The 19,541-nt window shown below is 73.3% G+C and carries 15 protein-coding genes; 6 read left to right on the top strand and 9 right to left on the bottom strand.

The window, feature by feature from the left end; all coding sequences use genetic code 11:
* Nucleotides 1–3: 3 nt before the first annotated feature.
* The 7 genes from ACH4SE_RS15880 to ACH4SE_RS15850 all read right to left on the bottom strand — a co-directional run bounded on the left by ACH4SE_RS15880 (nt 4) and on the right by ACH4SE_RS15850 (nt 9,415).
* On the bottom strand, nt 4–603 hold the full coding sequence (locus tag ACH4SE_RS15880) for a GTP-binding protein (protein WP_398543962.1): 600 nt from the start codon (nt 601–603) through the stop codon (nt 4–6).
* Nucleotides 584–955 carry a DUF742 domain-containing protein gene (locus tag ACH4SE_RS15875; RefSeq protein ID WP_398543961.1) on the bottom strand — a complete coding sequence of 124 codons (372 nt, stop codon included), beginning with the start codon at nt 953–955 and terminating at the stop codon, nt 584–586. The genes ACH4SE_RS15880 and ACH4SE_RS15875 overlap by 20 nt, the downstream gene beginning before the upstream one ends.
* The gene (locus ACH4SE_RS15870; RefSeq protein WP_398543960.1) at nt 948–1,379 is read right to left on the bottom strand and encodes a roadblock/LC7 domain-containing protein; all 432 of its coding nucleotides are present in this window, start codon (nt 1,377–1,379) and stop codon (nt 948–950) included. Before ACH4SE_RS15870 ends, ACH4SE_RS15875 begins: the two co-directional genes overlap by 8 nt.
* A complete protein-coding gene (locus ACH4SE_RS15865; protein ID WP_398543959.1) occupies nt 1,372–4,257 on the bottom strand; it encodes a nitrate- and nitrite sensing domain-containing protein in 2,886 nt (961 codons plus the stop codon). Before ACH4SE_RS15865 ends, ACH4SE_RS15870 begins: the two co-directional genes overlap by 8 nt.
* A gap of 340 nt (nt 4,258–4,597) precedes the next feature.
* Nucleotides 4,598–5,782, bottom strand: a complete 1,185-nt coding sequence (locus ACH4SE_RS15860) for an NAD(P)/FAD-dependent oxidoreductase (protein ID WP_398543958.1) — start codon at nt 5,780–5,782, stop codon at nt 4,598–4,600.
* Nucleotides 5,783–5,924: 142 nt separating this feature from the next.
* On the bottom strand, nt 5,925–7,463 hold the full coding sequence (locus ACH4SE_RS15855) for an amino acid adenylation domain-containing protein (protein WP_398543957.1): 1,539 nt from the start codon (nt 7,461–7,463) through the stop codon (nt 5,925–5,927).
* Nucleotides 7,460–9,415, bottom strand: a complete 1,956-nt coding sequence (locus ACH4SE_RS15850; protein WP_398543956.1) for a beta-ketoacyl synthase N-terminal-like domain-containing protein — start codon at nt 9,413–9,415, stop codon at nt 7,460–7,462. The genes ACH4SE_RS15855 and ACH4SE_RS15850 overlap by 4 nt, the downstream gene beginning before the upstream one ends.
* Before the next feature lie 695 nt (nt 9,416–10,110).
* Here ACH4SE_RS15850 and ACH4SE_RS15845 point away from each other — a divergent pair.
* On the top strand, nt 10,111–11,079 hold the full coding sequence (locus tag ACH4SE_RS15845) for a GAF domain-containing protein (RefSeq protein WP_398543955.1): 969 nt from the start codon (nt 10,111–10,113) through the stop codon (nt 11,077–11,079).
* 106 nt (nt 11,080–11,185) lie between these two features.
* Here the strand turns inward: ACH4SE_RS15845 and ACH4SE_RS15840 are convergent, their stop codons facing one another.
* Complete coding sequence (locus ACH4SE_RS15840; RefSeq protein WP_398543954.1) at nt 11,186–13,282, bottom strand: acyl-CoA dehydrogenase family protein; 2,097 nt, start codon at nt 13,280–13,282, stop codon at nt 11,186–11,188.
* A gap of 185 nt (nt 13,283–13,467) precedes the next feature.
* Between ACH4SE_RS15840 and ACH4SE_RS15835 the strand changes: the two genes are divergently transcribed.
* The 5 genes from ACH4SE_RS15835 to ACH4SE_RS15815 all read left to right on the top strand — a co-directional run bounded on the left by ACH4SE_RS15835 (nt 13,468) and on the right by ACH4SE_RS15815 (nt 18,762).
* Nucleotides 13,468–14,202, top strand: a complete 735-nt coding sequence (locus ACH4SE_RS15835; protein WP_398543953.1) for a thioesterase II family protein — start codon at nt 13,468–13,470, stop codon at nt 14,200–14,202.
* Between the two features lie 278 nt (nt 14,203–14,480).
* Complete coding sequence (locus tag ACH4SE_RS15830) at nt 14,481–15,617, top strand: acyl-CoA dehydrogenase family protein (RefSeq protein WP_398543952.1); 1,137 nt, start codon at nt 14,481–14,483, stop codon at nt 15,615–15,617.
* Nucleotides 15,614–17,095, top strand: a complete 1,482-nt coding sequence (locus tag ACH4SE_RS15825; protein ID WP_398543951.1) for an amino acid adenylation domain-containing protein — start codon at nt 15,614–15,616, stop codon at nt 17,093–17,095. Before ACH4SE_RS15830 ends, ACH4SE_RS15825 begins: the two co-directional genes overlap by 4 nt.
* 42 nt (nt 17,096–17,137) lie before the next feature.
* Complete coding sequence (locus ACH4SE_RS15820) at nt 17,138–17,410, top strand: acyl carrier protein (RefSeq protein WP_398543950.1); 273 nt, start codon at nt 17,138–17,140, stop codon at nt 17,408–17,410.
* Nucleotides 17,411–17,415: 5 nt separating this feature from the next.
* Nucleotides 17,416–18,762, top strand: coding sequence for an NAD(P)/FAD-dependent oxidoreductase (locus ACH4SE_RS15815; protein WP_398543949.1), 1,347 nt, complete (start codon nt 17,416–17,418; stop codon nt 18,760–18,762).
* A 15-nt stretch (nt 18,763–18,777) separates the two neighbouring features.
* Here the strand turns inward: ACH4SE_RS15815 and ACH4SE_RS15810 are convergent, their stop codons facing one another.
* Nucleotides 18,778–19,491, bottom strand: a complete 714-nt coding sequence (locus ACH4SE_RS15810) for a 4'-phosphopantetheinyl transferase family protein (RefSeq protein WP_398543948.1) — start codon at nt 19,489–19,491, stop codon at nt 18,778–18,780.
* Nucleotides 19,492–19,541: the final 50 nt, after the last annotated feature.

Below are 19,541 nucleotides of genomic sequence, written 5' to 3'. Positions count from 1 at the left end.
GGTTCAGGCGCCCGGGCCCTGGGCGGGCAGGCGGGCGGCGGCCTGGTCGCGGGCCGCTTCCAGGACCGCGAGCAGCAGCTCCTTGCTGGAGGAGCGGTTACGCACGTCGCACAGCACGACGGGCGTCGTGGGGTCCAGGTCCAGCGCGGTGCGTACCTGCTCGCTGGAGCAGTCGCGCCGGCCGTTGAAGCAGTTGACGCCGATCGCGAAGGGGATGTCGCGCGACTCGAAGAAGTCGATCGCGGCGAACGACGCCTCCAGCCGCCGGGTGTCCGCGAGGACGACGGCCGCCAGCGCGCCGGTGGCCAGGTCGTCCCACATGAACCAGAAGCGGTCCTGCCCGGGTGTGCCGAACAGGTAGAGGACCAGCTCGGGGGCGATGGTGATGCGCCCGAAGTCCATGGCGACGGTGGTCGACACCTTGCCCTCGATGCCGGACAGGTCGTCCACGCCGAGGCTGACCGTCGTCATGCGTTCCTCGGTCTCCAGCGGAGGCACCTCGCTGACCGAGCCCACCAGGGTCGTCTTGCCGGCACCGAAGCCGCCCGCTATGAGGATCTTCAGTGCGGTCGGCATGACCGGTTCAGAGCCGACGGATAGCATTCATCACCTTTTCAATGATTTCCACGCTGGGTCGGTCCTCCTGCCCTGGCGGGGCCTGGACCAGGATGAGCGAGGCGTGCAGGAGATCCCCGCAGAGGATCTTCACCACGCTCACCGGCAGGTCGAGGTGCGCGGCGATCTCGGCTATCGCCACCGCGCGGTTGCGGCAGAGCTCCAGGATCTGCACCGATTCCGGTTCCAGGTGCCCCTGGCCGGGATCGTCCACATACCGCGCGGCGACCAGCGTGATCAGTGAGAAGTTGTGCCTACTGTGCCGGGTGCGCCCACCGGTGATGGCATAAGGCCGCAGGTGGCGTCCCGTCTCCTCGTCGTGCCACCGTGGCTCACGCATCCTGGACGAGACCGCCGGGCTGGCTCGGTACCCGAGGCGCTGCGCTCAGGTACTGGCCGACCTGCTTGACGAGGGTGCCCATCTCGAAGGCCATCACCCCGACGTCCACACTCTCCGACGCGATCGCCGCCAGGCGGGCGCCGCGGCCCGCCGCGGTGACGAAGAGGAAGGCCCGCTCCATCTGGATGACCGTCTGCTGCACCTCGCCGCCCTGGAAGTGGCGCGCCACCCCGCGGGCGAGGCTGTGCATGCCGGAACCGACCGCCGACAGGTGCTCCGCGTCGTCCCGGCGCAGGTCCTTGGACTTCCCGATGAGCAGACCGTCCCCGGACAGCACGATGGCGCAGCGGATTTCCGGAACGCGGTCCACGAGCGTGTCGAGGAGCCAGTCCAGTTGAGGTCCGGGCTGTACGTGCTCAGTCATTGAAGTCTCCCTCCCATTGGCCGGCACCCGAATCCCATTGGTTGCCACCCGACCTCCACGAATCCTCCGGCGGCCTGGCCGCGCCGCCCGGCTCGCTCGCCTCGGGCGTCCTCGCCCGCTGCAGTCCCTGCTGTATCGCGATCATCGCGCGCGCCGACGCCTCCGGCGAGATGCCGCCCGGCTGGCCGTCGCCGCCGCGCTGACCGCCGCCGGCACCGTTGCCGACGCCGTTGCCCTCCATCTCCGTGGCCTCCCTGCGCAGTTGCTGGGCCAGGCTCGCACCCCGGGTCCGCTGCGGCAGCACCGGGGGGGTCGTCAGATGGCGGTGCGGGTCGCTGGCGCCGCCCGGCGCCGCCGCGGCGGCCTGGGGCCGCACGGGAGGAGCGGGAACGGGTCCGGTGCTCGGGCTCAGGCCCGCGCCCCGGCCGCCCGCGAGTCCTCCCGCGGGGGTGGCCATGGGCGGTGCGGCGGGCGGCGCCGCGTACTGGCCGCCGCGCGGCGCCCCGGCCGGGTAGCCGCCGCGGTCCGGGCCGCCGGGCGCGTCGTTGCGCACGGCGCTGCCCCGGATCGTCTCCGGCCGCTGCTGGGGCATCGGCTGGGGCATCGGCTGCGGCTGGGGCTGGGGTTCGGTCCGCCGCGGCTCGCTGCGGTACGGCTGCGTCGGGTGCTCCTGGCCCGCCGACTGGCGGTGCGCCGGGTGCTCCTCGGGTGCCACCCAGCCGGTGGCCGCGGGGCCGGTGGCGGGGGTGCCGGCGGATATGCCGGGCGCGGGGAACTCCGCGGTGGCCGGCAGCAGTCCGGCGCCGCCGTACTCGGGGAAGCCGCTGTGGTCGGGGATCCGGGTGTGGGTGAGCGGCATGCCGTCGTCGCGCGCGCCCACCGCGACCGCGCCGACCAGGTCGCCCGGCGCCGACGGGCCGGAGGCGCCCGCCGAGCTGCCGACGGCCGGGGTGGCCGGCTCGCGGCGGCCGGCGTCCATGGCCATCATGCCGCTCGCGCTGGCCGCCGACTTCAGCTGCTCCAGGACCGGCGAATCCAGCTCCTCCAGCAGCGCGCTCGGCAGCAGGACGACGACCATCGTGCCGCCGTACACCGAGTCGCGCAGCTCGACCTTGATGCCGTGCCGCTCGGCGAGCCGGGCGACGACGAAGTGGCCGAGCCGCGGGTCCTCGCTGAGCGCCCGCATGTCGAGCTTGGGCGGGTGCGCGAGCAGCGCGTTGGCGTGGTCGATGACGTCCTGCGGCATGCCCAGGCCGTGGTCCTCGATGTGCACGACCAGGCCTTTGGCCACCTGTGTGGCGCTCACCGACACCTGGGTGTCCGGCGGGGAGAAGGCGGTGCCGTTCTCGATCAGCTCGGCCAGCAGGTGGGTGACGTCGGCGACGGCCCGTCCGGCGAGGGCCATCGGCCGCTCGGCGGGCAGGTTCTTCACCCGGACCCTGGTGTACTGCTCGGTCTCCGCGACGGCGCTGCGCAGCACGTCGATGATGGAGACCGGGGTGGTCATCCGCCGGTTGGGCGGCGAACCGCTCAGGATCACCAGGCTCTCGGCGTGCCGCCGGACGCGGGTCGCGAGGTGGTCGACCGCGAAGATGTCCTTCAGCAGGTCGGAGTCCTCGTGCTTGCGCTCCAGGTCGTCCAGCAGCGAGATCAGCCGGTGGATGAGGCTCTGGGTGCGGCGTATGAGCTGGCCGAAGACCTTCTCGCCGCCCTCCCGGCCGAGGGACTGCCGCAGCATGTGGTCGGCGGCGACCCGGCCCAGCCGGTCGATGGACGCGGCGAGCTTCTGCACCTCCTCGGCGGAGTCCGGGCCCTGCGGCGGCTGCATGGCCGTCGGGTCCAGCCGCTCGCCGGCCTCGATCCGGGCCATGAGCCGCGGCAGCCACTGCCGGGACAGCTCGTCGGCGTGCGTCTGGAGCACGGCCAGCCGCCGGGCCAGCACCTTGCGGTCGCGCAGCGACAGGTACGCGCCGCCGGCCAGCGCCGCGAGGGTCGCCAGCGAGCCGAGCAGCAGGCCCAGCAGGGCGTTGTCGGCGCGGTGCGAGGCGGCGTCGGACAGGTCGCCCAGGGCGTCCGTGGTGAGCGTCTGGAGGTTGCCGGACACGGTGGTCGCGGCGGTGGTCCAGGCGGAGACGGAGCCGGGCAGCGCGCTGCCGTGGGAGGCGGCGACGGCGTCCTCGATCTGGGTGAGCGAGGTGAAGCTGACGCTCTCGGTGATCCGTGCGTAGCTCGCGGCGTCGCCGGCCGGCAGGTCGGCCGCGTTCATACCGGCGCGCAGCGCGCGCTGAACGGCCAGGGCGTCGGTGAACTGCTGCCGGGTGGCGGCGTCCAGCTTGCCGGTGGGCGCCGCGGCGGACAGCAGCGCGTCCTCGCGGGCGAGCATCTCGGCGATCTGCGCGACCGAGGCGGTGGGGGCCGCGCCACGCGCGAAGTCCCCGTCGTCGCTGCGCAGCGAGGCGTTGAGCAGGCTGATGCCGTCGGAGACCGTGCTGGTGAAGTACTGGAAGGCGTCGGCCGTCGACAGGGTCTTGCCGTCGATCGAGTTGCGGCGCTCGGGCAGGAAGACCAGGGCGTCGTCGAGGGCCTTCGCGGACGCGCGGCTCGCGCTGTCGAGTGCGGAGGGTGACGTCCGGCGGTACTCCTGGACCGCCGTGTCGGTCCGCGTGCGCGCGTCGTCGAGGTCCTTGCGGGCCGCGTCGGTGTGCCCCGCCTGCCAGATCGCCGTGAAGCGGCGCTCGGCCTGGAGCCGCGCGAGCACGGTCTGGGCGGGGCGGGCGACGGCGGACGCGCGGTCCGCCTCGGAGCTGAACTGGCTGTGCCCGTCGACGAGTCCGGTCGCGACATACCCCCACAGTCCGCACAGGCAGACGGCGGGCACGACCAGAGGCAGGGCGAACGAGAATCGCGAAGATCTACGCGGGGCGGACCGGTGACGCGTCAACCGGTCGCGGGAGCCTGGCATCTGATTCCTCGTACGGCAGCGGAGCGCTGGTGTTCTTCGGGGGGTTATGCAAGAAAAATGCCGAATCTTTCCGGCGCGGCACCTTGACTCACCGTCACCGAAGTGGGCTAACGCGGTGACCCTACCAGGATCATGGCGGAGCGTCAGCGTCTGCCTCTGGCAACTACCGGATGACCGAAACCCTCCATCCCGATGTTCGAACAGGGCGGCAAAGCCCCGTGCCGCCCGCTATGAGCAGTCACAGGGGTCCCACCCGTCACAGCAGTGACAGAAGTCTAGGCGTGTACAGCGCGCTCGCGGAGACGATTCCGGCGACCATGTCGAAGTAGATGGAGGTCAGTTCGGCGTCGGTCTGCACCGCCCGGAGCAGCGACATCCGCTGCTCGTGCGGGGCCAGCTGCGCCACCGCGAGCGTCGCCTCGTACCCGGGGGTGAGAGTTTCGTCACGCTCGGAGCCGAACTCCCTTAGGGCGGCGTCGAGTTGAGCCGGATCGCCGGTGAGCTTCCCGGCCACGTGCCGCACCAGCGACTCGGCCTGGAGGAAGGCGTCGCTGATGCCACGCGCGGTGATCGAGTCCTTGTGGTGCCCGGCGTCCCCCACCAGCGCCCAGCCGGCGCCGGCCGCCTGCCGGAAGTAGTTCTGCTGGTCCCCGGTGCCCCGCAGCCGCTCGGCCGGCTCCCGGCCGCCCAGCCGCTCGTGCAGCGCGGGCGCGGTCGTGCGCACGTGCTCCCGGTAGTGCCGCATCGCGTCGGTGCGCACCTCGGTGAAGCGCGGCTGCGGGAAGTAGGCGAGGACGAGCGTGAGGCCGTCGTTGGTGGGCACCGCGGCCGTCCAGCTGCCCGGCGCCTCGTAGAGCTCCAGATCGGCCGGGACCCCGTCGAAGTACGTGTAGTACGCGCAGGTGAGCAGCGGGTCGGCGACGGTGAGGGGGGCCCCGGCCAGCCGGGCGACGGTCGAGCGCATGCCGTCCGCGCCGACCACCAGCGGGGCCTGCTCGGTGAACGGCACCTCGCCGTGACGCCCCTCGACGCCGGTCACGCGCCCGGCCGCGTCCCGCAGCAGGCCCGTCACCCGGCAGTCCTCGCGCAGCTCGACGCCCGCCGCGACGGCCGCGCGCGCGAGGATCGCGTCCAGCACGTAGCGGCGCGGGGCGTACCCCGCGCGCTGGCCGTCCACGCCGCGCGCGCAGCCCTCCAGGTGGATGTCGGCGATCTCGTAGACCACGTTCTCCAGCGGCGGGCAGCCTGTCGCGCGCACCTCGTCCAGCAGCCCCCAGCGGGCCAGCGCGGCGACGCCCGGCTGGTGCAGCAGGTGGGTGGACAGGGTGTCGGTACCGGTCTGCCCCTTGTCGAGGAGCAGCACCCGGTAACCGGCGCGGGCCAGCAGCATGGCGGTGGGCGCGCCGGCACAGCGCGCGCCCACCACGATGGCGTCGAACATGGTGCCTCATCACAGACGTCGGAACGGGGGACGTGGTCTTGCCCGGACTCGGCCCGCCGACGGCACTGTCGGCGGGCCCTTCTTCCCATGACGTCGCCAGGACCTCCTGGCGGCTGCCGGCGGCGTCCGCGCCGCCGGCCGCTCAGCCGGTGCGCCCCAGCGCGGCGCCCAGCGCCCGGCGGTCGATCTTGCCGTTGGCGTTGAGCGGCAGGCTGTCCAGCACCGAGATGCGGCGCGGCAGCATGTACGGCGGCAGCTGGCCGGTGAGCCCGGCGTACAGCGCGTCCGAGCCGAGCCCGGTGCCCGTGACGGCCGCGTGCAGCTCCGGCTCGCCGTCCTCGGTGGGCAGCGCCAGCACCACGGCCTCGCGCACCCCCGGCTGCCGCCGCAGCACCGCCTCCACCTCGCCCAGCTCGATGCGGTGCCCGCGGACCTTGACCTGGTGGTCGACACGGCCCAGGTGGACCAGCACGCCGTTCTGCACCGCGACCCGGTCGCCGGTGCGGTACCAGTGCCGGCCGGTCAGCTCCCCGCCGGTGAAGGGTTCCTGGCCGGGCGTGAGGAAGCGGCCCGGGTTGTTGCCGGGGTCCTGGTAGCCGGGGAAGCGCAGGTCGCCGCGGACGCACAGCTCGCCGCTGTCGGCGGGGGAGCCGTCCTCGTCGAGCAGCACGAAGTCCAGGCCCCGGTGGATCGTGCCGATGGGGGCCGTGCCGTTCGGGGTCCGCGGCCAGTCGGCGGGGTCGGCCGGAAGCTCGTAGGAGGTGCAGGAGATGGTCAGCTCGGTCGGACCGTACAGCACCTCGATGCGGCTGTCCGGGGCCGCCGCCTTCCACTCGCGGGCGGCCGCCAGCGGCAGCGCCTCGCCGCCGAAGATGCTCCACCGCAGCGTGGGCATGCTGCCCGGGCCGAGGGTGCCGAGCCGGGAGGCGAAGGTGATGAGCGAGGGCACCGAGAACCAGTGCGTGAGCCGCAGGTTGTTGACGGTGCGCGCGGGCGACAGCAGCTGCCCGCGGGCGGGCACCACGAGCGTGCCGCCGTCCTGCCAGGCCACGAACAGGTCGTGCACGGAGCCGTCGAAGGTCAGCTCGAAGGTCTGCGACAGCCGGCTGCCCGGCCCGATCCCGTACCGCCCGGCGAAGCGGTCGAGGTAGCCGGCGATGTTGCGGTGCAGGATCGGCACGCCCTTGGGGGCGCCCGTCGAGCCCGAGGTGTAGATGAGGTACGCCACGTCGTCCGGGCCCGCGGGCAGCGCGGGAAGGTCCGGGGCCGGCTCCTTGGCGAGCACCTCCAGCTCGCCGGGCCCGATGCGGGTCACCGGCACGCCGGGATCGGTGCCGTCCGCCGACGGGTCGGCCACCACCACGTCCAGGTCCGCGGCGGCCGCGATCTGCCCCGTCCGCGCCTGCGGGTGCTCCGGGTTGAGCGGCACCACGGTGGCGCCCAGCCGCAGCGCGGCCAGGTACCCGGCGTAGGCCGTCACCGAGCGGCCGGCGAGGAGGCCGACGCGGCGCGGCGCGGTGCCCCCGGCGTGCGCGACCAGGTGGGCGGCGAGGCGCTCGGCCAGGTCGCGCAGCTCGCCGTAGCTCAGCCGGTCCTCGCCCACCTCCAGCGCGGTGACGTCGTATCCGAACTCCGCCGCGGAGCGGGCGAAGCGGTCGTACGCGGTCCGTTCCCCGCTCATCTGGCCCCGGCCTCCAGCCCACGGGTCCACTGCCGCAGCTCGCCGACGGTGCGCAGCCGGCCGAACTCGTCCGGGTCGACCTCCCGGCTGGAGCGCTTGGACAGCTCGACGAGGATGCGCAGCCGGGCGAGCGAGTCGATGCCGATCTCGTTGAGCGTCGAGCCGTCGTCGAAGACGGTCCTGGCGTGCTCGCGCAGCATCCACGCCGCCAGGTCACCGCCGCCGCTGCCGCCCGCGCTGTGCTCCTCGCCGGGCCAGTAGCGCTGCGTCTGCCAGGGGTAGTGGGGGAGCGGGACGTAGCGGCCCGGTGTGCCGAAGACCTTCTGCCAGTCCAGCTCCTCGCCCCAGCGGTAGCGCTCGGCGAGCCCGGACAGCGGCTGGCCGCCCAGTCCCGGCAGCCCGGACAGCGCCGCCGTCATCTGCTCGTGGGTGGACCCGACGACGGCCATCCGGTGCTCCAGGTGCTGGCGGCGGACGGCGGCGCTGAAGCAGATGTCGCGCAGCGCGTGGCGCGAGCCCTCGCCCCACGGCGCGAGGTAGTCGGCGTAGGAGCGGGCCAGCGCCGTGAGCGCCTCCGGGCTACGCGCGGAGAGCACCAGGAGGTAGGGCGCGCCGGGCATCGGCTCGGGGGGCGCGGGCGTGGCGGCCGGCTCCATCTGGCGCAGCACCACGTGGGCGTTGAGCGCCGAGGAGCCCTGGCCGGAGACGCCCGCGACGGCCGGGCGGCCGCGGTCCGGCAGCTCGCGCAGCGAGACCGGCACCTCCAGCGGCAGGCTCGCCCAGTCGACGCGCGGATTGGGGGTGCTCATGTTGAGGCTCGCGGGCACCTGGCCGTGCTCCAGGCACAGCACCGCCTTGATGAGCCCGGCCAGCCCGCCGGCCGCCTCGGCGTGCCCGATGTTGGTCTTGAGCGAGCCGACCAGCAGCGGCCGCTCGGGGGGCCGCCCCTCGCCGAGGACCTGCCCGAGCGCGGTCAGCTCCAGCGGGTCGAGGGCGGGCGAGCCCGAGCCGTGCGCCTCGACGAAGTCGACGTCGCAGGGGGCGATCCCGGCGTCCTCGTAGGCCCAGCGCAGCACCGCCTGCTGGCCCTCCAGCGAGGGGTTGAGGACGCTGTCGCTGGTGCGGCCGTCGTTGCCGACCGCGCTGCCGCTGATGACGGCCCGGATGCGGTCGCCGTCGGCGAGCGCGTCGCCGAGCCGCTTGAGGACGACCACCGCGACGGCGTCGCTCGGCGCGTGGCCGTCGGCCCCGGCGTCGCCGAACTTGCTGCGGCCGTCCCCGGACATCGCGCCGGCCTGGCTCATCACGAGGCCCTCGTCGGGGCGCAGCGCGAGGTTGACGGCGGCGGCGAGCGCGAGCGGCGTCTCGCCGGAGCGCAGGCTCTGGACCGCCTGGTGCACCGCGACCAGCGCGGAGGAGCACGCGGTGTCCACCACCACGCTCGGCCCGCGGAAGTCGAAGACGTAGCTCAGCCGGGCCGGCAGCAGGGAGCGGAAGTTGTGGAGCTGGGCGGCCGTCGCCGCCTGCGGCCCCTGGCGCAGGGCGTTCTCCAGGTAGTCCGCGCGCGCGTTGCCGACGAAGACGCCCGTCCGGGATCCGGCGAGCAGGTCGGGGCGCTGGCCGGCGTCCTCCAGCGCCTCGTACGCGGTCATGAGCAGCAGCCGCTGCTGCGGGTCGAGTTCGACGGCCTCGGTGGTGGACATGTTGAAGAATCCGGCGTCGAAGTCGGCGACGTCGCCGAGGTATCCGGCCCGGCGGCTGGAGATCCGGCCGGGCTGCGGGACCGCCGAGTGCAGCGCGTCGACGTCATACCGGTCGGGTGGTGTCTCGCCGGTGGCGTCCACCTCGTTGCGCAGCAGTGCCCACAGTGCGTCCGTCCCCGTGGCACCCGGGAGGCGGCAGGACATACCGATGACTGCCACGGACCGCGCGTCCACGTCCGACCTGATCATGGGGAAACTCCTTCAATGCTTCGCCACCATCTGTGTGGGGTGACGGAGTTGACCTTGCCTTAGGGCCTCGGAGCGACTGAACGCGGCCTTACCGCCGCCGGGCGGCGGTGACGCCGCCGTCCGCCGGCCCGCATAAGGCCCAGGCGCACGGTGCGGAGTCCGGGGGGACATCGCGTATGCCCGGCTGGCCGAAAAGGTCCTGACCCTGTCTCCGACGGGAGGCCCACAGCTCGGACCACACCTGCCCCACCCCACCGTGCCCTTTCTAGCTGGAAATCGGACATATGGCTCGCGACGGCCTGTGGCGACAGCCGCCTCAGTCCACCCCCGTCAGCGGATCCGGAACGCTGCCGTCCAGGCCCGCCGGTGCGCGGTCACCGCATGATTGTCGTACGTAGCCTCGCATCTGCTCGGTTGTCGCTCAAGGAATGGCGGGAAGTGATCGGCGAAGGTTGAAACCTGCAAGTGTTTGGACATACTCCAGAGTTGGGCATATGCGCCCGGCCCGCTGGTCGGGGGCACAGTCACCCGACGGCAGTATCCGGTCACGCTGGGTGCCCGGTACGGTCGACTGGGGCACGTGATGCGGACAATATCGGAAGGGGTGATCCGTCGGCGCGGCTCTTCTGCTTTGATCTGGTGCCATGGATCCCTTGTCCTCCGATCAGGCCCGACTCGCGGGCGAGCAGCGGAAGTTGAGACTGCAGATTCTCGGCCTAAACACCGTCGACGCGGAGGCCACCTTCGACCGCGTCGCCAGGCTGGCGGCCACGTTCACGCAGTCGCCCCTGGCCATGGTCAACTTCATCAACGACGAACAGCAGATGTTCCGCGGGATGTACGTCCCGAACGGCGCCGACGACGAGGCCCCCGGTCAGGGCGGCATCGTCTTCGACCTGAGCAACATGGCGCGGGAGGCCCCCGGCGACTACGGCTTCTGCCCGCACGTGGTGGCGCAGGGCTCCCAGCTCGCCCTGGAAGACGTCTTCGACTACCCGCGGTTCAAGGGCAACCCGCTGGTCAACGACATGGGCGTGCGCTCCTACCTGGGCACCCCGCTGGTCGACAACACCGGCATGATCCTCGGCACGGTCTGCGTCGCCGACACCAAGCCGCGCGCGTGGGACCGCAAGCTGCGCGCCGGCATGCAGGAGCTGTCCGAGACGCTGCTGTCGGAGTTCAAGCTGCGCGACAGCCTGCTCGCCCAGCAGCAGGAGCTCTTCGCGGTCTTCGACGGCGCGCCCTTCCCGATCATGCTCACCGAGGGCGCCGAGCACCTGCTGCGCTACGCCAACGGCCGGCAGGGCGCCGCCTTCGGCATGGTCCCGCAGTTCAGCCCCGGCCGGCAGGTGCTGCCCGGACTGGACTCCGTGGGCGTGTTCAACGCGATGGACGAGGCCTTCCGCTCGGGCTCGCCCACGATGATCAACCAGGCGTCCGTCATGACGTACGACGACCCGGCGCCGCAGACCTTCAACTTCCTGTGCACGCCCGTGCGGACGTCCCCCGGCGCGTCCATCAGCGGCGTCCTGACGGTCGCGATGAACACCACCGGGCAGGCGCACACCGGCCCCGAGCAGCAGGCGTTCGCGGCCAACGTGCAGGAGCGTTTCGAGCGGCTGGGCGCCGGCGGTCTGCCGGGCGCCCCCAGCTACGGCATGTGAGCCGGCGCCCCGCCCCGCCGCGTGCGGCGGGTGCGGCCGCGTCACCGGCGTGTGACGCGGCCGCGGGGCGCCCGGGGCGGGCCCGGGGGACAGGGATGAGCCCGCCTCAGCTCAGGCCGAGACTGCGGGCGATGAGCCCGCGCTGCACGTCGTTGGTCCCGCCGCCCAGGAACGCCAGGACGGCCACCCGCAGCCCCTCCTCGACGGCGCCCGCGCCCGGGGCGTCCGGCGCGCTGAGGGCCGCGGCGGGGCCGAGGACGTCCAGGCCGTCCCGGCCGACGCGCTCCACCGTCTCCGCGGCGAGCACGCCGGCCAGCGCCGACGCCAGCCGGGCGGTGTGCACCGCGCCTGTCTCGGCCTTCTCCGCCGCGTCGGCGAGCAGCACCTGCACCGCCTGCACCGAGGCCGCCATCGCGTCCAGCAGCGCCCGCCGCTGCGATCCGGGCGGGCCCACCGTCCCCTCGGGGTCGGCGCGGACGGCGGCCAGCACCTCGTCGAGCTGGCGGCGTGACATTCCGGCCAGTTCACTTGCGAGCAGCAACCGTTCGTGGGCGAGCGTGTCCGTGATGACCTGCCAGCCGCGGTTGACGGGACCCACCCGCGCGCTGTCGTCCACCCGGACGTCCTCGAACCGCACCGTGCTGCACACCTGTCCGGACAGCGCCTGGTGCGGCTCCGTCCTGATCCCCGGGGCCGCCATCGGGACCATGAACATGCTGATGCCGGCGAGCGGCAGCGCGGCCTGCGGATCGGTGCGCACGGCCAGCCAGATGTACTCCGCCGTGTGGGCGTTGCCGATCCACGACTTCGTGCCGTTGATCACCCAGCCGTCGCCGTCCCGTACCGCGGTCGTGGTGAGCGCGGCCAGGTCCGAGCCCGCCTCGGGCTCGCTGTAGCCCAGGCAGAAGGTCAGCCGGCCCTCCCGGATACGGGGCAGGTGCTCGGCCTTCTGCTCGGGCGTGCCGTACTTCACCAGCGGCGCGCCGACCACCGAGACGGCGGCCACCGGCACCCCCACCGGCAGCTGGTGGTAGGCGATCTCGTTCTGCAGCGCCATCTGCTCGGAGACCCCGGCGTCGCGCCCGCCGTCCGCGGCCGGCCAGACCATGCCGAGCCACTGCCGCGCGGCCAGCTCCGCCACCAGCGCCGGGTCCTCGCCCTTGGTCAGCAGCCCGCCGGCGCCGCGGTTCGCGGCGCAGAAGGCGCGGACCTGCTCGCGCATCCGGGCCGCCCGCGCGTTCGTGTCGGCCGCGGGCAGCGCCGAACCGGCCGCCAGCATGTCGGCGGCGGTGCCGTACGGCGGCGGCAGGGCGGGCAGCAGCGCGATGTCGGCGTGCACCCGGCGGAAGAGCCAGGCGGCCTCGTCCTCCTCGAAGTAGGCGTTCGCACCGAGGTTGTGGTGGGCGTGCACCTGGGCGCGCGGGGCGCAGCCGGCCGCGTGGTGCACCGCCAGCTCGGTGGCCAGCGCGGCGTCGCCGTCGCCCGCCGCGTGCCGCCGCACCGCGTCCGCGAGGAGCAGCTCGCCCGCGGTGAGCTCGATCTCGCGGGCCGCCGCGCGCTGCTGGACCGCGCCGAAGCCGCCGATGGCCCGGCCGAACTGGCGGCGGACCTTGGCGTGCGCCAGGGAGCGGTCGTGGGTGCGCCGGGCCGCGGCCGTCGCCCGTAGCGCCAGCGCCAGCCGCAGCAGCGAGAACGCCCGCGCGGCCGCCTCGGGGGCCACGTCCACGACCGCCTCCGGTTCCCCCAGCCGCAGCCGCGCCCAGGGGGGAACGGCCAGGCCGGGCAGCGGCACCGCGAAGTCGACCGGCCGTACGGCCGCCGGGCCGCCGCCCCGCGGCAGCACCAGGACGTGCGTGGCGGCCGTCCCGGCCTCGGCGAAGGGCACCTCCACCGTGTCCGGGCCGCCCGCCGCGACCAGGATCCGCACCTCGCCGGCGGCGATGCCGTCCGCGATCCGCGGCGCCGGCGCGAGCAGCCCGGCGGCGGCGAAGGCATCCATGACCGGCAGCGGGCAGCCGGCCGCGCCCGTGGCGCGGACCAGGGCCGCGGCTCCGGTGACGCCACCACCGCCGGGCCCGTGCGGGCCGAACCAGCCGCCGTCCGCGGCCAGTTCCCACAACCGGGCCAGCGCGGCGCCCTCCGCCCGGTCCGGGAAATGCCACTGCCGGGTCAGTAGTCCGGTGATTTCTTCCGTGCCGACCATTCGCCCGTCCCGCCTGCGCCAGTCCGCTGCCGTGGAATTCCGACCGTAGGGACGGCGCCGGTGCCGGGCAATGCGGGGCCGGGAAAATAGGGGCCGGATAGGGGTCCGCGGCATTAATACGGCGGATAGGGTCTCAGCAGGCCGGAGAATCGGCTGTTTTGTGATGCGCGGGAAAGGTGAGGGCAGTGACAGATATCGACAGCGGCAGCTGGGTCCGCAGCTACCGCCCGGCGTCCGGCGGCGTGCGCCTGTTCTGCTTCCCGCACGCGGGCGGCTCCGCCAGCTACTTCTACCCCTGGTCGCGGTCGCTGCGGGACGTCGAGGTGCTGGCCCTGCAGTACCCCGGCCGCCAGGACCGCGGCGCCGAGCCGTACCTCCGCAACGTCCCCGAGCTGGCCGACCGCATCCACGAGGCGCTGGCCCCGCAGCTCGACGAGCCCTACGCCTTCTTCGGCCACAGCATGGGCGCCGTCCTCGCCTTCGAGGTCGCCGCCCGGGTCGCGCGGGACGGGCTGCCGGGGCCGGTGCACCTGTTCGCCTCCGGCCGCCGGGCGCCCTCCCGGACGCGGTACGAGGACCTGCACCGGGCGAGCACGGCCACGCTGGTCGCGGAGATGCGCGCGCTGGGCGGCACCGACCCCCGCGTGCTGGCCGACCCGGACCTGCTGGAACTCGTGCTGCCGACCGTCCGCGCCGACTACACCGCCGTCGAGACCTACCGCTACGCTCCCACGCCGCCGCTGAGCTGCGACGTCACGGTGCTGATCGGTGACACCGACCCCAAGGTGAACCTCGACGACGCCCAGGCCTGGGCGCAGCACACCCGCGGCCGCTTCTGCCTGCGCACCTTCCCGGGCGGCCACTTCTACCTGGAGGAGTGCCAGGCCGGGGTGCTCGACGTGATCACGTCGGCGCTCTGAGGGCCGCCCGCCGGCCGCGCGGGTCCACGCGCGGGAGCCGCGGTCCCGTCGCCGGACGCTACGGGGAACATTCTGCCGCGGCCACCCCTAGCCTACCCCTAGCCGGGTCCTCCCCTTTAAGGGTGCGGTAAGGGTTGGGATTCCTGCCATTGGAAACTAGCGTTGCCGGGTGTGTCGGACCAGAAATACACAAGTCGCGGCACCTTCATTTTTCTGGGTACGGCAATCGAGGTGGGATTGAATTGGCGACTGAATACGCACCGGAAAACGCCTGACCGATGGACTTCGAGCTGTCACCGACTCAAGTCGAGCGCCGCGCCGCCATCACCGCCGCCGTCGCCAAGCGCCTGGCCGGGCACACGACGACCACGGATCCGGAGCAGGTGCGCCTGGCGTGGAAGAACATCGCCGGCAGCGGCCTGACCGGGCTGTGCCTGCCCCCCGAGTACGGCGGGTCGGGCCTCGGCGCGCTGGACACCGCGCTGGCCCTGGAGGCGTTCGGCGCGGCCTGCTCCGACATGGGCCTGGTCTTCGGTATCGCCGCGCACCTGCTGTCGTGCGCCGTGCCCGTCTGGGAGTTCGGGTCCGAGGGCGCCCGGGAGCTGCTCGCGGGCATGGCCGCGGGCGACGTGATCGCCGGCAACGCCATGACCGAGGACGAGGCGGGCTCCGACGTCGGCCGCATCCGGACCACCGCCACGCCCGCGGACGGCGGCTACGTGCTCGACGGGCAGAAGTCCTTCGTCAGCAACGCGCCCGTAGCGGACGTCTTCGTCACCTACGCCGTCACCGACCCGGCGGCGGGCTTCCTGGGCATCTCCGCCTTCGCCGTGCCGCGCGACCTCGCCGGCATCACCGTCGGGGAGCCGCTGCCGAAGATGGGCCTGGACGGCTGCCTCGCGGCGCGGGTGACCTTCGACGGCTGCTTCGTCCCGGAGCGCTACCGGCTCGGGGCCGAGGGCAGCGGCGGGGCGATCTTCCAGCACTCCATGGCGTGGGAGCGCGGCTGCCTGTTCGCCGCGTACCTCGGCCTGATGGAGCGCCAGCTCGCCGATTGCGTACGGCACACCACCGAGCGGCGGCAGTTCGGGCGGAAGATCGCCGGCTTCCAGGCCGTCTCGCACCGTGTCGCCCGCATGCGGCAGCGGCTGGAGAGCGCGCGGCTGCTGCTCTACCGCGCCTGCTGGCTGCTCGACGCGGGCCGCACCGACGTCACGGCCATCGCGATGGCGAAGACCGCCGTGTCCGAGGCCGCGGTCGCCAACAGCCTCGACGCGGTGCAGCTGTTCGGCTCGGCCGGCTACCTCGCCGGCGCCGGGATCGACCAGCAGCTGCGTGACTGCCTGCCCACCACGATCTTCTCCGGGACGACCGAGATCCAGCTCGAACTCATCGCGAGGGAGACCGGGTTGTGACCCTCCACCAGCTCGTGGTCGACGCCGCCGCGCGCCGGCCCGGCGCCCTCGCCGTGGCCGGCCCGGACGGCGGCCTCACCTACGCCGAACTCGACGCGGCCGCCGACGCGATGGCCGCCCGGCTCGCCCGGCAGGGCGTCCGGCGCGGCGACCGGGTCGTGCTGTGGGCGGCCAAGAGCCCCGCGGTGGTCGCCGCGATGCAGGCGGTGCTGCGGCTCGGCGCCGCGTACGTACCCGTCGACGGCAGCAGCCCCGTGCACCGGGTCGCCACCATCGCCCGGGACTGCGCGGCGCGGGCGGTCGTGACGACCGCCGACCGGATATCGCGGCTGTCCGGCGAACTGGAGCCCGGCGTCGCCGTCGACGACCTCGACGCGCCCCTGGACCCCGCGCCCCCCGTCAACACCGCGACGGAGCCCGGCGACCTGGCGTACATCCTCTACACCTCCGGCTCCACCGGCACCCCCAAGGGCGTGTGCCTGACCCACCGCAACGCGCTGGCCTTCGTCGAATGGGCCCACGAGGTACTGCGACCGGACGGCGACGACCGGTTCGCCAACCACGCCCCCTTCGCCTTCGACCTGTCGGTGCTCGACCTCTACGTCGCCTTCCGCGCCGGCGCCTCGGTCCACCTCGTGCCGGCGGAGCTGTCCTTCGCCCCGGCCCAGCTCGTCGACCACCTGCACGCCCAGGGCATCACCGTCTGGTACTCGGTGCCCTCCGCGCTCGCGGTGATGATGCGCTACGGCGGGCTGCTCGACCGCCCCGCCCCCGAGGCGCTGCACACCGTGCTCTTCGCGGGCGAGCCCTTCCCGATCGGCCAGCTGCGCGACCTGGCCGCCTGGACCGGCGCGCGGCTGATGAACCTCTACGGGCCGACCGAGACCAACGTGTGCACCTTCCACGAGGTCACCAAGGCCGACCTCGACCGCGACCGGCCCGTCCCCATCGGCATCCCCGCGAGCGGCGACCGGGTCCGGGCGGTCCGCGACGACGGCAGCACGGCCGGCGTCGGCGAGGAGGGCGAGCTCGTCGTGGACGGCCCGACGGTGATGGCCGGCTACTGGGGCCACCCGCCGCAGGAGGGCACCTACCGCACCGGCGACCTGGTGCGGGTCCTGCCCGGCGGGGCCTTCGACTACGTCGGGCGGCGCGACCACATGGTCAAGATCCGCGGCCACCGCGTCGAACTCGGCGAGGTCGAGGCCGTACTGGAGAACCACCCGGACGTCGCGGAGGCCGCCGCGGTCGCGGCCGGCGAAGGCGTCGACACCCGGCTGGTGGTCTTCGCGGCCCCGCAGCCGGGCAGCGAACTCGGCGCCCTCGCCCTGCGCCGCCATCTCTCCCAGCACCTGCCGCGCTACATGGTCGCGGACGAGGTGCGGATCCTGACGCCGCTGCCCAGGAACGGCAACGGCAAGATCGACCGCCCGGCGCTGGTGACGCGCGCCGGACGGCCGGAGGCGAAGAACCCATGAACCCGTGCACCACGACCACCTCCCGGCGGAAGGGACGGCGCAATGACACCCGATGAGGTCAAGCAGCGCATTACGGCCTTCATCAGCGAGACCTTTCTCGACGGCGACCCGAAGAACGAGTTGACCGAGTCCACCCCGCTCCTGGAGTGGGAGGTCCTCAACTCGATGAACAGCGCGCTCCTGCTGAACTTCCTGCGCGAGGAGCTGCGCGTGGACGTACCGCTGTCGTCGATCAACGCGGCGAACTTCCGAGACATCGCCGCCATCACCAAGCTCGTGTCCGGCCTGCTGCCCGCCCAGACGGAAGGTGTCTGAGAACGATGAGTACCGACTACGACGTCGTGATCGTCGGCGGTGGCCCCGCCGGCTCCAGTGCCGCGTCCTACCTCGCCAAGGCCGGGATGTCGGTCGCCGTGTTCGAGGGCGCCAACTTCCCCCGTCCGCACGTGGGCGAGTCGCTCGTGCCGGCCACCACCCGGGTGCTGCTGGAGACCGGCGCCATGCCGAAGATCGAGGCGGCGGGCTTCCCGCGCAAGTACGGCGCCGCGTGGACGTCCTCCATGCCGCGCAACGTCAGCGGCGCGGCCACGACCACCTTCACCCACGAACTGGGCACCGCCGACATCCTGTTCAGCGAGCGCGACCAGGAGGGCGTGGACCGCGATTACACCTTCCACGTCGACCGCAGCAAGTTCGACCTCATCCTGCTCAAGCACGCCGAGAGCCTGGGCGCCAAGGTCTTCCAGGGCGTGCGCGCGATGCGGGTGGACTTCTCCGACCCCGACCAGGTCTCGCTGGCCGTCAAGGTGGGCCCCAAGGAGATCGACGTCACCGCGAAGATGGTGATCGACGCCTCCGGCCGGCAGACCCTGCTCGGCCGCCAGCTCGGGCTCAAGGAGCCCGACCCGGTCTTCGACCAGTACGCCATCCACGGCTGGTTCGAGGGACTGGACCGCTCCGCGGTCGCCAACAGCCCCGAGAAGGTCGACTACATCTACATCCACTTCCTGCCGATCAGCGACACCTGGGTCTGGCAGATCCCGATCACCGACACCGTCACCAGCATCGGCGTCGTGACGCAGAAGTCGCAGTTCGCCAAGGCCAACATGGACCGCGAGAAGTTCTTCTGGAGCTTCCTGGAGAGCCGTCCGGACCTCTACGAGGCCCTCCAGAAGACCACCCAGGTCAAGGACTTCACCGTCGAGGCCGACTACAGCTACGCGATGACGGAGCTGACCGGCGACCGCTTCGTGCTGCTCGGCGACGCCGCGCGGTTCGTCGACCCGATCTTCTCCAGCGGTGTCAGCGTCGCGCTCAACAGCGCCCGGCTGGCCTGCGCGGACATCGTCAAGGCCAACGAGACCGGCGACTTCTCCAAGGCGGCCTTCGAGGGCTACGAGAAGAAGATCCGCAGCGGCGTGCGCAACTGGTACCAGTTCATCTCGGTCTACTACCGGCTGAACATCCTCTTCACCACCTTCGTGGCCGACCCCCGCTACCGGCTGGACGTCGTCCGGCTGCTCCAGGGCGACGTCTACGACGGCGACGAGCCGGAGGTGCTGCGCGTCATGCGGGAGACGGTCATCGCCGTCGAGAACGACCCGACGCACCTGTGGCACTCGTACCTGGGCACCCTGCGCGCACCGGTCCTCGCACCGACGGTGTAGCCGCCGGTACCCGGTTCAGCCCCGCGGCTCCACCGCCCGGCCCCCGCCAGGGGGCCGGTCCGGGCCCGCGGGGAGCGCGAGCGTGCGGGCCACCGCCCGTACGCCGGGCGCCCGCACCGCGACCGAGGCGAGTACGTCGTCCGGCGCGGGCAGATCGGCCAGCGACCACGCGGACAGGTCACCGCACCCCTCGGGAAGGGACACCACAGCGCCATGGGCCGTCGTGACGATGCCGCGCAGGTGCGTGGCCAGTCCGCTGCCGAGGGCCTTGGCCACCGCCTCCTTGCGGGTCCAGAAGCGCAGCAGCTGCGCGTCCCGCCGCTCCGGCGGCAGCCCGTCCACGGCCTCGCGCTCGCCGGCCGCGAGCGCGGTCCGGGCGAGGGCCCCGCGGTCGGGCAGCGGCCGCAGCCGCTCGACGTCCACACCGACCGGGGCGTCCCACGCAAGCGCGGCCGCGACCACGCCGTCGGCGTGGCTGAGGCTCACGTGCAGGCCGCCGGGATCGACGACCAGCGGGCGCCCCCGCGGGTCGCGCTCCCAGGCCTGCTGCTCCGGCGGACATGACGTGTACGCCGCGACGAGCTGCCGGCCGACGCGATGCGCGGCGGCGCGCGTCCCGCGGTAGACCGCGGCGCGCTCCTGCAGACCGTCCGGCGGCCCGCCGGGCGGATCGCCCGCCGCCACCCAGACGACGACGTAGCCGGACCCCGCGAGGTGCGGCTCACCCATCGGTCGCCCCCTTCGGTATCCCCCGGGGATCCGATGCCGAATTGCGGATG

Origin of the sequence: Streptomyces sp. NPDC020983 (assembly GCF_044333485.1) — a bacterium.
In the GTDB taxonomy this organism is placed as follows: domain Bacteria; phylum Actinomycetota; class Actinomycetes; order Streptomycetales; family Streptomycetaceae; genus Actinacidiphila.
Note: the sequence above shows the minus strand (reverse complement) of the source record. Positions and strands in the feature narration are given on the sequence as shown.